General features: G+C 67.1%; 13 protein-coding genes. All 13 read left to right on the top strand.

The window, feature by feature from the left end; translation table 11 throughout:
• Positions 1-182 precede the first annotated feature (182 nt).
• The 13 genes from AC1DKN_RS10540 to AC1DKN_RS10600 all read left to right on the top strand — a co-directional run bounded on the left by AC1DKN_RS10540 (position 183) and on the right by AC1DKN_RS10600 (position 13,604).
• Positions 183-647 (top strand): MarR family winged helix-turn-helix transcriptional regulator, encoded by a 465-nt coding sequence (locus AC1DKN_RS10540; RefSeq protein WP_476871229.1) that lies wholly within the window; start codon positions 183-185, stop codon positions 645-647.
• A 166-nt stretch (positions 648-813) separates the two neighbouring features.
• Complete coding sequence (locus AC1DKN_RS10545; RefSeq protein WP_476871230.1) at positions 814-1,245, top strand: organic hydroperoxide resistance protein; 432 nt, start codon at positions 814-816, stop codon at positions 1,243-1,245.
• Positions 1,242-2,273 (top strand): NADP-dependent oxidoreductase, encoded by a 1,032-nt coding sequence (locus AC1DKN_RS10550; RefSeq protein ID WP_476856597.1) that lies wholly within the window; start codon positions 1,242-1,244, stop codon positions 2,271-2,273. Before AC1DKN_RS10545 ends, AC1DKN_RS10550 begins: the two co-directional genes overlap by 4 nt.
• Before the next feature lie 309 nt (positions 2,274-2,582).
• The gene (locus tag AC1DKN_RS10555; RefSeq protein ID WP_476849114.1) at positions 2,583-3,689 is read left to right on the top strand and encodes a BMP family lipoprotein; all 1,107 of its coding nucleotides are present in this window, start codon (positions 2,583-2,585) and stop codon (positions 3,687-3,689) included.
• 163 nt (positions 3,690-3,852) lie between these two features.
• Complete coding sequence (locus tag AC1DKN_RS10560) at positions 3,853-5,532, top strand: ABC transporter ATP-binding protein (RefSeq protein ID WP_476871231.1); 1,680 nt, start codon at positions 3,853-3,855, stop codon at positions 5,530-5,532.
• Positions 5,525-6,925 (top strand): ABC transporter permease, encoded by a 1,401-nt coding sequence (locus AC1DKN_RS10565; RefSeq protein WP_476871232.1) that lies wholly within the window; start codon positions 5,525-5,527, stop codon positions 6,923-6,925. The genes AC1DKN_RS10560 and AC1DKN_RS10565 overlap by 8 nt, the downstream gene beginning before the upstream one ends.
• Complete coding sequence (locus AC1DKN_RS10570) at positions 6,922-8,238, top strand: ABC transporter permease (protein WP_223914190.1); 1,317 nt, start codon at positions 6,922-6,924, stop codon at positions 8,236-8,238. The genes AC1DKN_RS10565 and AC1DKN_RS10570 overlap by 4 nt, the downstream gene beginning before the upstream one ends.
• A 2-nt stretch (positions 8,239-8,240) precedes the next feature.
• Positions 8,241-8,645, top strand: coding sequence for a cytidine deaminase (locus AC1DKN_RS10575; protein ID WP_476871233.1), 405 nt, complete (start codon positions 8,241-8,243; stop codon positions 8,643-8,645).
• A complete protein-coding gene (locus AC1DKN_RS10580; protein WP_476871234.1) occupies positions 8,642-9,973 on the top strand; it encodes a thymidine phosphorylase in 1,332 nt (443 codons plus the stop codon). Before AC1DKN_RS10575 ends, AC1DKN_RS10580 begins: the two co-directional genes overlap by 4 nt.
• 178 nt (positions 9,974-10,151) lie before the next feature.
• A complete protein-coding gene (locus tag AC1DKN_RS10585; protein WP_476871235.1) occupies positions 10,152-10,787 on the top strand; it encodes a DedA family protein in 636 nt (211 codons plus the stop codon).
• 156 nt (positions 10,788-10,943) lie between these two features.
• Positions 10,944-11,678 carry a DedA family protein gene (locus AC1DKN_RS10590; protein WP_476871236.1) on the top strand — a complete coding sequence of 245 codons (735 nt, stop codon included), beginning with the start codon at positions 10,944-10,946 and terminating at the stop codon, positions 11,676-11,678.
• Positions 11,679-11,710: 32 nt separating this feature from the next.
• The gene (locus AC1DKN_RS10595; protein WP_243180079.1) at positions 11,711-12,877 is read left to right on the top strand and encodes an adenosine deaminase; all 1,167 of its coding nucleotides are present in this window, start codon (positions 11,711-11,713) and stop codon (positions 12,875-12,877) included.
• Between the two features lie 121 nt (positions 12,878-12,998).
• A complete protein-coding gene (locus tag AC1DKN_RS10600) occupies positions 12,999-13,604 on the top strand; it encodes a MazG nucleotide pyrophosphohydrolase domain-containing protein (RefSeq protein WP_476871290.1) in 606 nt (201 codons plus the stop codon).
• The last annotated feature ends 188 nt before the right edge of the window (positions 13,605-13,792 follow it).

Genomic DNA, 13,792 nt, shown 5'->3' on the forward strand with positions numbered 1-13,792 from the left:
GGGACACGCCGGCGGTGCGGGCCGACACGCCGTCGGCACCCGTCAAACGTGGGGAAACTCGGCGGCAGCGGCGGGGAATCGTGCCGCGGCGGCCCCTTCTACGTCGATGCCGGTTCCCGCTCCGCAATTCAGTTGTGCACAACTGAATTGCACGCAACTAAATTGTGCGGTACGGTGGAGTCATGACCACGTCAGAAGAGGCCCGCACGGGCGGCCCGGAAGCGCTCCGCCTGAACCGGCAGGTGTGTTTTGCGATGTACTCTGCCTCACGTGCCGCCACGGCCGCCTACCGGCCCATGCTCGAGGAGCTCGGCCTGACCTACCCGCAGTACCTCGCCATGCTGGTGCTCTGGGAAGCGGAGCCGCGCAGCGTGCGTGAACTGGGGGAGGAGCTGGGCCTGGACTCCGGCACGCTCTCGCCGCTGCTCAAGCGGCTCGAAGCGCTCGGACTCGTCCAGCGCCGCCGCTCCGCCGAGGACGAGCGCCGCGTGGAGATCTTCCTGACCGGCGCCGGCGCCGCCCTGAGCGCCAAGGCCAGCGGCATCCCGCAGCGCCTGGCGGACGCCGCCGGGCTCACCGCCGCGGAACTGGACCAGCTCCGCGACACCCTGGGCCGGCTGACGAACGCGCTCCACGCCTCCCACTAAGCCCTTCCCTTAAGCCCTTCCCCCTCCACCACCCTTCCCCGGCCCCCACGGCCGACGTCGAAATCGCGGGAGGCGTGCCAGCTCGCCGGAAGTTTACGGCGACTCCGCAGGCTTCCGGCGAGTTCCCCGCTGAACCCCTTCTTCCCGCCGACAGAACGGAATCACCATGAGGACCCTTTACACAGCAGAGGCCCTGGCCTCAGGCGAAGGCCGCGACGGCACCGCCATCAGCAAGGACGGCAAGCTGAGCGTCACCCTTGCCAGCCCGGTCGAACTCGGCGGTGACGGCGCGGGCACCAACCCCGAACAGCTCTTTGCCGCCGGTTACGCCGCGTGCTTCCACTCCGCCCTGCGCCTGGTGGGACGCAAGGAGCGCGCCGACCTGACGGACTCCGCCGTCGCCGCCAAGATCCACTTCGGCGCTCTCGAGGACGGTGCCGGCTACGGTCTGGCCGCCGAACTTGAGATCGCCCTGCCCGCCGTGGACCGGGACACGGCCGAGGCCCTCGTGGCCAAGGCCCACCAGATCTGCCCGTACTCCAACGCCACCCGCGGCAACATCACTGTCGACATCACCATCCTGGAGGTAGCCGCATGAGCAACAACACCGAAACTCTCACCCTTCCCGCCACCACCCGCGAGATCCAGCTGGCGTCCCGCCCCCACGGCCGCCCCGTCCCGGCGAACTTCCGCCTCGCCGAGTCGGCGCTGCCCGAACTGCAGGACGGCCAGGTCCTGGTCCGCAACCTGTTCATCTCGGTGGACCCGTACATGCGCGGACGCATGAACGACGTCAAGTCCTACTCCGCGCCGTTTGCGCTGGATACCGCCCTCGACGGCGGCGCCGTCGGCGAAGTGATCGCATCCCGGGCCGAAGGCCGCGCTGTGGGCGACACGGTGGTGCACGGCCTCGGCTGGCGCGAATACGCCGTCGTCGATGCCGCGGCCACCACGGTGGCGCGCACCGATCTGGCCCCCGCGTCAGCATTCCTCGGCGCCCTCGGCATGACCGGGCTGACCGCCTACGCGGGACTGCTGAAGGTCGCGGAATTCAAGCCCGGCGACGCCGTGTTCGTCTCCGGCGCCGCCGGCGCGGTCGGCTCGCTCGTCGGGCAGATCGCCAAGGCCATGGGCGCGTCCCGGGTGATCGGCAGCGCCGGCTCGCCGGAAAAGGTGGCACGCCTGCTCGAACTCGGCTTCGATGCCGCGTTCAACTACCACGACGGCCCCGTGGCGGAACAGCTCGCCGCGGCCGCGGGTGAGCGCGGGATCGACGTCTACTTCGACAACGTCGGCGGCGAGCACCTCGAAGCCGCGCTGTCCGCCCTCACGGTCGGTGGCCGGGTGGCCATGTGCGGGGCCATCGCCCAGTACAACGCGACCGAACCGACGCCGGCGCCGCGGAACCTCATGCTGGCGATCGGCAAACAACTGACGCTCAAGGGCTTCCTGGTGGGCGGCTACTGGCAGCACATGGCCGAGTTCGTCGAGACCATGTCCGGCTGGCTGGCCGACGGAACGGTCCGTTACGACGAGACGGTGGTGGACGGGCTGGAGAACGCCCCGCAGGCCTTCATGGACCTGCTCGACGGCGCCAATACCGGCAAGATGCTCGTGCGGCTGTAGCCGGACACCCGGCAATCGCCGTGCCGCCACATACGCCTCCGGCGCCGGTTCCTGCGGGGACCGGCGCCGGAGGCGTCTGTGGTCGCGGCGGGCACCGGCTACCTCTAGGTAACAAGTTCTCAACAATCTGGGCATTCGCCGGGACGTGTGTTATCGGGACGTGGCGCAGGCCACTACAGTAGCTTGCATAAGTGCGCCTCGGCGCAGTGCTGCGAAATCCATCAGTGACAACAGAGATCAGCGGAACACCGCAGACAGACACTCATTGAACTTCCGTCGTAGCGCCTACTCTTTCTTCCTGGAGGAAAATTGAAGAACTCTCTGCGTGCCACCTTTAAGCGCGGATCAATGGCCGGCGTTGCCACCGCGGGCGCGGCTGCACTCCTGCTGACCGGCTGCGGAGCTGCCCCGGAGGCCAGCACCGCCACCAACACCGCCAGCAACTACACGGGCTGCATCGTGTCCGACTCGGGTGGATTCGATGACCAGTCGTTCAACCAGTCGTCCTACGAGGGACTGCAGAAGGCCAAGAAGGATCTCGGCATCGAGATGAACCAGGCCGAGTCCAAGACCAACAACGACTTCGAACCGAACCTGCGCGCCATGGTCTCCGCCGGCTGCAACCTGACCATCACGGTCGGCTTCCTGCTCGGCGACGCCACCAAGTCCCAGGCCACCGCGAACCCGGACAAGCACTTCGCCATCATCGACTTCGGCTATGACACCCCGGTCGCCAACGTCAAGCCGATCATCTACGACACCGCCCAGGCAGCATTCCTGGCCGGCTACCTCGCAGCCGGCACCACCAAGACCGGGACGGTCGCCACGTTCGGCGGCATCAAGATCCCCACGGTCACCATCTTCATGGACGGTTTCGCCGACGGTGTGAAGTACTACAACGAGAAGAAGGGCAAGGACGTCAAGCTTCTCGGCTGGGACAAGGCCAAGCAGGACGGCTCCTTCACCGGTGACTTCGAAAAGCAGGACAAGGGCAAGCAGTTCACCCAGAACTTCCTGGACCAGGGCGCAGACATCGTCATGCCCGTCGCCGGTCCGGTCGGCAAGGGTGCCGGCGCGGCCCTGCAGGAAGCCAAGGCAGCAGGCAAGGACGTCAAGCTCATCTGGGTTGACTCCGACGGCTACCTCACGGCACCGGATTACAAGGACATCATGCTCTCCTCCGTCATGAAGCAGATGGGCGAGGCCGTCGAGACGGTCGTCAAGCAGGACAAGGACGGCCAGTTCACCAACAAGCCGTACGTTGGCACCCTCGCGAACGACGGCGTCCAGCTTGCCCCGTTCCACGACATGGATTCCCAGGTTCCGGCCGAACTGAAGTCCGACCTGGACCAGATCAAGAAGGACATCGCCGACGGCAAGCTGAAGGTTGAATCCGCAGCCAGCCCGAAAGCCTAACTTCCTCCGCTAAGCGCCACGGCCCGTCCGGTCACCACCGCACGGGCTGTGGCGCTTTTCGTTGCGGCCCTTAGTGCCTCAGATCCCAGGCACTAAGCTGGTGCTGCAGCGCCCCTACGCGTCCGGACCAAGCCGTCCGGACACCTCGAGATTGGTCAGAGTTTTGAAACTTGAACTCAAGGGCATTACCAAACGCTTCGGCTCCCTGGTAGCGAACGATCACATCGATGTGGTTGTTGAACCCGGGCAGATCCACTGTCTGCTCGGTGAGAACGGCGCTGGCAAGTCCACGCTGATGAACGTCCTCTACGGACTGTACGAGCCCACAGAGGGCGAAATCCTAATCGACGACAAACCGGTCACGTTCCGCGGCCCCGGCGACGCCATGGCGGCCGGCATCGGCATGGTGCACCAGCACTTCATGCTGGTCCCCGTCTTCACCGTCGCGGAGAACGTTGCCCTGGGAGCGGAGACCACCAAGACCGGCGGATTCCTGGACCTGGATGACACCCGCCGGAAAATCCGGGAGATCTCGGACCGGTACGGTTTCGACGTCGACCCCGACGCGCTGATCGAAGACCTCCCCGTGGGCGTGCAGCAGCGCGTGGAGATCATCAAGGCACTGGTCCGCGACGCCAAGGTGCTCATCCTCGATGAGCCCACGGCCGTGCTGACCCCGCAGGACACCGATGAACTGCTGGACATCATGCGCCAGCTCAAGAGCCACGGCACCTCGATCGTCTTCATTTCCCACAAGCTGCGTGAGGTGAAGGCCGTTTCGGACACCATCACCGTCATCCGGCGCGGCAAGGTAGTGGGCTCGGCCGATCCCGGCGCCTCGACCACCGAGTTGGCCTCCATGATGGTGGGCCGGGCCGTGAGCCTGACCCTGGACAAGGCTCCCGCGAATCCGCAGGAGACCACCTTCGAGGTCAAGGACCTCACGGTCATCGCCCCCAACGGCCAGCACGTGGTGGACGGGATCAGCTTCGGAATCGCCCGCGGCGAGATCCTCGCCGTCGCCGGCGTCCAGGGCAACGGCCAGACGGAACTGACCGAAGCCATTTTGGGCCTGCACGAGCGGGTCCACGGCTCGATCACCCTCGACGGCGAAGAACTCGTGGGCCGCAGCGTCAAGGAGGTCCTCAACGCCGGCGTCGGATTCGTCCCGGAGGACCGTTCCCTCGACGGGCTGATCGGCACGTTCTCCATCGCCGAGAACCTGATCCTGGACCGCTATGACCAGGCGCCGTTCGCCAAGGGCATCAGCATGAGCCCGGCCAAGGTCCTGGAGAACGCCAAGACCCGGATCGCGGAATTCGACGTCCGCACCCCGTCCGGCTCGCTGGCAGCCGGCACCCTGTCCGGCGGCAACCAGCAGAAGGTCGTCATGGCCCGGGAGCTCTCCCGGCCGCTGCGGCTCTTCATCGCCTCCCAGCCCACCCGCGGCGTGGACGTGGGCTCCATCGAGTTCCTGCACAAGCGGATCGTCGCGGAGCGGGACCACGGCACGCCCGTCATGATCGTCTCCACCGAACTGGACGAGGTGATTGAACTCGCCGACCGGATCGCCGTGCTGTACAAGGGCCGGCTGGTCGGGATCGTCCCGGCCGGCACCGGGCGCGACGTCCTGGGCCTGATGATGGCCGGCGTTTCCCCGGACGAGGCCCAGACCGACGCCGCAGGCAGGCACTCGGCCCGATCCCTTTCTGAAAACCCGGCCGCGAACGCAGCAGAAACCCCGGCCGAAAACCCCGCAACGAAGCCGGCCATGAACCCGGCCCCCGCCGCCCCGTCCGTGCAGGAGCCCGGCTCCGGCGCCGTAGGAGACCCCCATGAGTGACAACACCGAGCCGCGGTCCGCGGCCGCACCGGACCCGGACCGACTTCCGGCATCGCAGGCCACCGACGTGGAGCCTGAACCGCTCGAGGACGATGCAGACTTCGTCACCTCGCTGGACACCGCGGGCGGCGCCCACCAGCCATCGGCCGTTCCGGTCTCGACCCAGAGCGGAGCTCTTCCGGGTGCCCCGGAAGAGGAGTCGCTGCTGCGCAAGATCTTCACCGGCAACGGCATCGTGACCATCCTGGCGGTGCTGCTCGCACTGATCCTCGGCGGCCTGCTCATCGCCATGACGGACAAGGTTGTCGGCACCACGGCGGGCTATCTCTTTGCCCGGCCCAGTGACTTCCTCATCGCCGTCTGGTCCGCCGCCACCGATTCGTACGTCGCCCTCTTCCAGGGCGCGGTCTTCAACCCCCGCGGGAACGGCGTGGCCGGACAGTTCGCCCCCCTCATGGAGACGCTGACCATCGCCACCCCGCTGATCACCGCCGGCCTCGGCGTCGCCCTGGCCTTCCGCGCGGGCCTGTTCAACATCGGTGCGCAGGGCCAGATCATCATGGCCGGCATCCTCGCCTCATGGGTCGGCTTCGCGCTGCACCTGCCGCTGGGGATACACCTGCTGCTGGTCCTGGTGGCCGGCGTCATCGGCGGCGCCGTCTGGGGCGGCATCGTCGGCGTGCTCAAAGCCCGGACCGGCGCCCACGAGGTCATCGTGACCATCATGTTCAACTACATCGCACTCTATTTCCTGCGCTACCTGCTCGACACTGACTTGTTCCAGCGTCCGGGGGCGGACACACCGATATCGCCCATCGTGGACCCCAGCGCCGCGTACCCGCTGATCTTCGGCAGCCAGTACCGGCTGCACCTGGGATTCCTGCTGGCCATCGCGGCCACCGTGTTTGTTTCGTGGCTGCTGAACCGCTCCACGCTCGGTTTCGAATTCCGTGCCGTCGGGGCCAACCCCAAGGCAGCCCTGACCGCCGGCATCAACGTCTCCCGGGCCACCATCCTGGTGATGACCATTGCCGGTGGCCTGGCAGGCCTGGCCGGCGTGGCACAGGTGGCGGGCACCGAAAAGGTCCTGACCGACGGTGTCGCGGCAACCTACGGCTTTGACGCGATCACGGTCGCGCTGCTGGGACGGTCCTCGCCATGGGGCACCTTCGCCGCCGGCCTGCTGTTCGGGGCCTTCCGCGCAGGCGCTGTCCAGATGCAGATCCAGACCGGAACTCCGATCGACATCGTGCTCGTGGTCCAGTCACTCATCGTGCTGTTCATCGCGGCGCCGCCGCTGGTCCGGGCGATCTTCGGACTCAACCCGCGCAAGAAGAAGGCCGCGACCGCCGGCAAAACCAAGCAGGCCGCAACCACCGGAGGTGCCGCATGAGCACAACAGCAACCTCGCCCGTTGAAGGAAAACCCCAGCCGGAGAAGAACCACAGGCCGACGGTGTCCGCCAAGCCCGTGACTTGGAAGTTGCCGGTCACGCTCGCGGTGCTGGCCACCGTAGCGTTCATCTTCTTCGGACTGCTGGGCCCGCAGGCGAACGCCAAATTCGGCGTTTCATCCAGCGGAGACTTCTTCCAGCTCCCGGCGATCGAAGTACCCGCATTCCTGTCCGGCATGGTGCTCTCCCTGATCCTGCTGGGCCTCGCGGGCTACGCCCTGGTCCTGAAGGCGAGAGCGAACCGGCGGCCCCCGCGCTGGGTGCCGGCCGTGTTCACGGTCGTGTTCGTGGTCGCCTTCCTGATCTGGGTGGTGGGCGGCGCCCGGACCCCCAGTATTTCGCTGGCCGGCCTCATCGCCGGATCCGTGACCCTCGCCGTGCCGATCGTCTTCGGCTCCCTGTCCGGTGTACTGTGCGAACGCGCCGGCGTCGTCAACATCGCCATCGAAGGCCAGCTCCTGGGCGGTGCCTTCACGGCCGCGCTCGTCGCCAGCCTGACGCACAACCCCTACCTGGGCCTGCTTGCGGCGGCCGTGGCGGGCGCCCTTGTGTCGGTGGTGCTGGCAGTGTTCAGCATCAAGTACGTGGTCAACCAGATCATCGTCGGCGTCGTGCTCAACGTCCTGGTCTCCGGGCTCACCGGCTTCCTGTTCACCACCGTGATGCAGTCCGATCCGGAGAAGTACAACTCGCCCGCCGAGCTGCCCATCATCGATATCCCGGTCCTGTCCAGCATCCCCGTGATCGGGCCCATCCTCTTCAAGCAGTCCGTGGTGGGCTACCTGATGTACGTGGCAGTCATCGTGATCTGGGTCGCACTGTTCAAGACGAAGTGGGGCCTGCGCGTCCGTGCCGTGGGCGAGCACCCGCAGGCGGCCGACACCCTGGGCATCAAGGTCAACGCGACCCGCTTCTGGAACGTCACGCTCGGCGGCGCCGTCGCCGGGATCGGCGGATCGTTCTTCACCCTCGTGGCGATCGACAGCTTCACCAAGGAAATCTCCGGCGGGCGCGGCTTCATTGCCCTCGCCGCCATGATCCTGGGCCGCTGGAACCCGATCGGGGCGTTCTTCGCCGCGCTGCTGTTCGGCTTCGCCGACAACCTGCAGAGCATCGTGACGATCATCGGCACCCCGGTGCCGAGCCAGTTCATGGCCATGCTGCCGTACGTGGTGACCGTGTTTGCCGTGGCCGGGCTCGTCGGCCGCTCCCGGCCGCCGGCCGCTGACGGCATACCGTACATCAAGGGCTGAGAATGGACAGCATCGACGTCGACTGGGCTGCACTCGAAGCTGCGGCAGTGTCCGCCATGAAGAACGCCTATGCGCCGTATTCGAAGTTTCCGGTGGGGGCCGCGGCCCTCACCGGAGACGGGCGGATCGTCAGCGGCTGCAATGTCGAAAACGCCAGCTACGGGCTGACCCTGTGCGCCGAGTGCGCCCTGGTGGGCAACCTGCAGATGACCGGCGGGGGATTGCTGCGCGCCTTCTACTGCGTCGACGCCGGCGGGAATGTCCTCATGCCGTGCGGGCGCTGCCGCCAGCTGCTCTACGAATTCCGGGCTCCGGACATGGAGCTCATGACCACGCAGGGAATCAAGACCATGGACCAGGTCCTTCCCGATGCCTTTGGCCCCCAACACCTGGAGGAACCCCGGTGACACAAACGACTCAGAACCCCCCCAACAGTGAAGCGTTCGACGCCGTCGACATCATCCGCATCAAGCGGGACAAGGGTGTGCTCAGCCCGGCCCAGATCGACTGGACAATCGACGCGTACACCCGCGGCGCCATCGCCGACGAACAGATGGCCGCCCTGAACATGGCCATCCTGCTCAACGGCATGGACCGGGCCGAGATCTCCCGCTGGACGGCGGCCATGATCGCCTCCGGCGAGCGGATGGACTTCTCCAGCCTGCGGCGGCCCGACGGCGGCGTGAAGGCGACGTCGGACAAGCACTCCACCGGCGGCGTCGGGGACAAGATCACCCTGCCGCTGGCTCCGCTTGTAGCGGTGTTTGGCGTGGCAGTGCCGCAGCTCTCGGGCCGCGGCCTCGGCCACACCGGCGGCACCCTGGACAAGCTCGAGGCCATCCCGGGCTGGCGTGCGGCCCTGAGCAATGAGGAAATGATGGCCCAGCTCCAGGACGTCGGCGCGGTCATTTGCGCGGCCGGCGCCGGGCTGGCCCCGGCGGACAAGAAGCTCTACGCGCTCCGCGATGTCACCGGGACCGTGGAGGCCATCCCGCTGATCGCCTCCTCGATCATGAGCAAGAAGATCGCCGAAGGCACCGGCTCGCTGGTGCTCGACGTCAAGGTGGGCAGCGGCGCGTTCATGAAGGACGAGGCCCGCGCCCGCGAACTGGCCGAAACCATGGTGGCCCTGGGCAAGGACGCCGGCGTCAACACGGTGGCCCTGCTCACCAACATGAACACGCCGCTGGGCCTGACCGCGGGCAACGCGATCGAGGTCGAGGAATCCGTGGAGGTCCTCGCCGGCGGAGGCCCGGACGACGTCGTCGAACTCACCGTCCGGCTCGCGGAGGAAATGCTGGCGTGCGCCGGCATCCGCGACGCCGATCCCCGGGCAGCACTCCGGGACGGCCGGGCCATGGACGTCTGGAACCGGATGATCGAGGCCCAGGGCGGAGACCCGCGCGCCAAGCTCCCGGTCGCCAAGGAATCCGAGGTCATCTACGCCCCGGCCGACGGTGTCCTGGTGGAGCTCGACGCGATGGCCGTCGGCGTCGCTGCCTGGCGGCTCGGTGCCGGGCGCGCCCGCAAGGAGGACCAGGTCCAGGCCGGTGCCGGGGTGCGGATGCACGCCAAGCCCGGCGCCACGGTCAAGGCAGGCGAACCGCTCATGACCCTGCTCACGGACACACCGGAGAAGTTCGAGCGTGCCAAGGAAGCGCTCGAACACGCCGCCGTGATCGCCCCCGAGGGCTCCCGGCCCGCCCAGAAGCTCATCATCGACCGCATCGCCTAAGCCCGTTGCCCTATCCCTTACGGTGCCCAAACCCTGGGGATAACAGCCGTACGGGAGAGGGCAGCGGCGGCCGGAGCCGGCGTTACACTGACTTCACAGCAGTACCCGTCAAGCGCAGGCCCGGCTCCGGCCGAGCCTGCGCTTGGATAGATCTGGCCCCGCCGCGCGTTAGGAAGCTGTGCAGGCAATCAATGACTTCATCCTCGCCGCCGCAGGGCAACCCTGGGTCCTCGTCCTGGTTTTCGCCTGCTGCGTGATCGACGGGTTCTTCCCCCCGATTCCGAGCGAATCGGTGGTGGTGGGCCTGGCTGCAGTCGCCGCCACTGCGGGCGTCCCCAACCCTCTGCTCCTGGTCGCAACGGCTGCCGCAGGGGCCCTGGTGGGCGACAACATGGCTTACCTGATCGGCCGCGGGACCGGAACCCGGCGCTGGGCGTGGCAGCGCGGCCCGCGCATGCAGGCGGCCTTCCGCTGGGCCGGCCGGGAACTGCGGAAACGGCCCGCCTCACTGATCCTTGTGGCGCGCTTCGTCCCGATCGGGCGGGTGGCCGTTAACCTGACCGCCGGCGCCACGCACTACCCGTGGCGCAGATTCGTCAGCCTGACGGTGCTCTCGGCGCTGCTCTGGGCCGGCTACTCGGTGGGGATCGGCCTGACTGTTGGTCCGTGGTTTGAGGAAAACCACGTGCTGGGCGCGGCCATTGCCATCGTCTGCGCGATCGTCCTGGGCGTCGTCCTGGACCGCGTGATCAGCAGGGTGCGCGGCCGCGCACCGGAGGAACCGACGCATTCCGTGCCGCCCGCCGAGTCCTAGGCGGATTGGGCCCGCCCATGGGACACTTAGGAGCGATTTGGGTCACGTTTGTTGGCCGCACGTCGTGCAAAGTTTCGTCCATGGTTCTACCCACTGTCATCGCGAGTACGATACGGCTTAGTTGTCCGTTCCCAGTCATCAAGGAGCACCACCTGCATGGAGTTCATTAACGAGGCCGTGCTCCATGCCGCTGGCCAGTGGTGGATCTACCCCCTCCTGCTGGTTTTCTTCTTCGTGGACGGCTTCGCGATGGTGGTCCCCAGCGAGACCCTGATCGTTGCCCTGGCGGCGTACTCCGTGCACAGCGGCCAGCCCAACCTGTGGATCCTGGGCCTCACCGCCCTCGTGGGAGCCATGGCCGGCGACAACATGGCCTACATGCTGGGCCGCAAGATTGGCCTCGAGCGGTTCCGCTGGATGCGCAAACCGAAGGTCCAAAAGGTGTTCGGCTGGGCCCACTACGAACTTGAAAAGCGCGGCGCCGTCCTGATCTTCACCGCCCGGTACATTCCGTGGGGCCGTGTCGCCGTCAACTACGTGGCAGGCACGACGGCGTTTCCGCACCGCCGGTTCTTCTTCCTTGACGGCTTTGCCTGCCTGACGTGGGTGGCCTACTCAATCGGCATCGGCGTCCTGGCCAGTTCCTTCCCGTGGCTGCACCACAACCCGTTGCTCAGCGCGGGCATCGCGGTGGTATTCGCCATTGTGCTCGGTGTCCTCATCGACCATCTCCTGCGCTGGTGGCACAAGCGCCTGGGCCGCCACGACACCAGTCCGGTCCCCTCCGAGACCGAATACGCCACCGAACCCGCCTCCGGTGAGCGTGCTTCCGAGCTGCACGGCACGATGCTGGCCGGTCCGTCCGCTGAGTCCGGAGCGTCCGGAAAGTAGCTTCCGGCGCCCGGCGACCCTATGGTTGGAACGTGACTGAGACTATTCCTGACGCTGCCCCTGACCTCGACTTCGACCTGAAGGGCCTTCCCAAGGTTTCCCTTCACGACCACCTGGACGGCGGACTCCGGCCGGCCACCATCATTGAACTTGCTGAGGCCGTCGGCCACACGCTGCCGTCCACGGACCCCGTTGCACTGGGGGAGTGGTTCCGCGAATCCGCCGACTCCGGCTCCCTGGTCCGCTACCTGGAGACTTTCGACCACACCATCGCCGTGATGCAGACCAAGGAGGGCCTGTTCCGCGTCGCGAAGGAATTCGTCGAAGACCTGGCCGACGACGGCGTCGTGTACGGCGAGGTGCGCTGGGCGCCCGAACAGCACCTGCAGAAGGGCCTGAGCCTGGACGACGTGGTCGAAGCCGTGCAGGCCGGCCTCGAAGCTGGAGTGGACGCCGTGGCAGAGACCGGCCGCGATATCCAGGTGGGCCAGCTCATCACCGCCATGCGCCACGCCGACCGCGGCCAGGAGATCGCCGAACTGGCCGTCCGCCACCGCAACAACGGTGCCGTCGGCTTCGACATCGCCGGCGCCGAGGACGGCTTCCTGCCGTCCCGCTTCAAGGACGCCTTCACCTACCTGGCCCAGCACAACTTCCCGGCCACCGTCCACGCCGGCGAAGCCGCCGGCCTGGAAAGCATCCAGTCGGCCCTCGTCGACGGCCGGGCCCTGCGCCTGGGCCACGGCGTCCGGATCGCCGAGGACGTCACGATCGAATTCGAAGAGGACGAAGAGGCCGCCGACGCCGAAGGCTTCGACGACTCCGTCAACGACACCATCGGCATGGTGACCCTGGGCGAGCTCGCCAGCTGGGTGCGGGACCGTGGCATCGCCCTGGAGATCTGCCCCTCCTCCAACCTGCAGACCGGTGCCATTGCCGGCTTCGGTGAGGGCATCGAAAGCCACCCGCTGGACATGCTCTACCAGCTCGGCTTCAACGTCACCATCAACACCGACAACCGGCTCATGAGCGGCGTGACGCTGACCGACGAGTTCGAACTCCTGGTTGAGACGTTCGACTACGACCTCGATGACCTGCTGGAGCTGACGCTGAACGCGGCCGAGGCCGCCTTCCTGCCGCTCGAGGAGAAGGAAGCCCTGGTCGAATACATCAACGAGGCCTACTCCGATCTTGGCTAACGAGGACACATCACCCGTCCAGGGGCTCGCTGGGCCCACAGCGGCAGGGGTCCCCGGCCGAGCTTGCGAGGTCGGGGAGCTGTTGGGGCTGATAGCGGCCCTGCGCGAGCATTGCCCCTGGATGGGTGCCCTCACCCACGAGTCCCTCGTGGAGTACCTCCTGGAGGAGGCCTATGAAGTGGCCGAGACCATCGAGACCGGCGCCGGCGACGCGGAACTGCAGTCTGAACTGGGGGACGTCCTGTTGCAGGTGGTGCTCCACGCCCGGCTCGCCGAGGAACGCGGCGCCTTTGACCTGGGCGATGTCGCCCGGGGCCTGAAGGCCAAGATGATCCGGCGCAACCCGCACGTGTTCCGGCCCGACGGCTCGCTGCAGGATTCCTTCCCGGCAACGGTGGAGGAGATCGTCCTGAAATGGGACGCCGTCAAGAAGGCCGAGAGGCCCGAACGCGGCCACGTCTTCGACGGGGTTCCCGCCGCGCTGCCGGCCCTCGCGCGGGCCCAAAAGCTCCTGGACCGCGCCGAACGCGCGGGTATGGCAGCGGCCGCCGGCCAAACCGCCGCCCGAACCGCCGTCGACCTCCCGGCCGCCGAGGAGGAACTCGGCGACCTGCTGTTCGGGATCGTGGCCGCTGCCCGGGCCGGCGGGCTCGACGCCGAACGCGCCCTCCGCGGCGCCCTGCGCCGGTTCCAGGACAGCACCGGCCCCCGGCCCTCGGCACAATAGCGCTGGCAGACTAGAGTCGGCACGGTAGCGGCACCATCATGACGTCCGGGGATTGGATAGGTTTCCGTAACTTATCCCGCTCTCGACTACGCTAGTAGCGACGACGACGTCGGCTTTTCCGCTTGATGTACAGCCAGAGTCCAAGCAGTCAGATTCCCTGCAGATCGCTTCACCCAAAGGAGCATATC

This window comes from Arthrobacter sp. 01N444 (assembly GCF_056399305.1).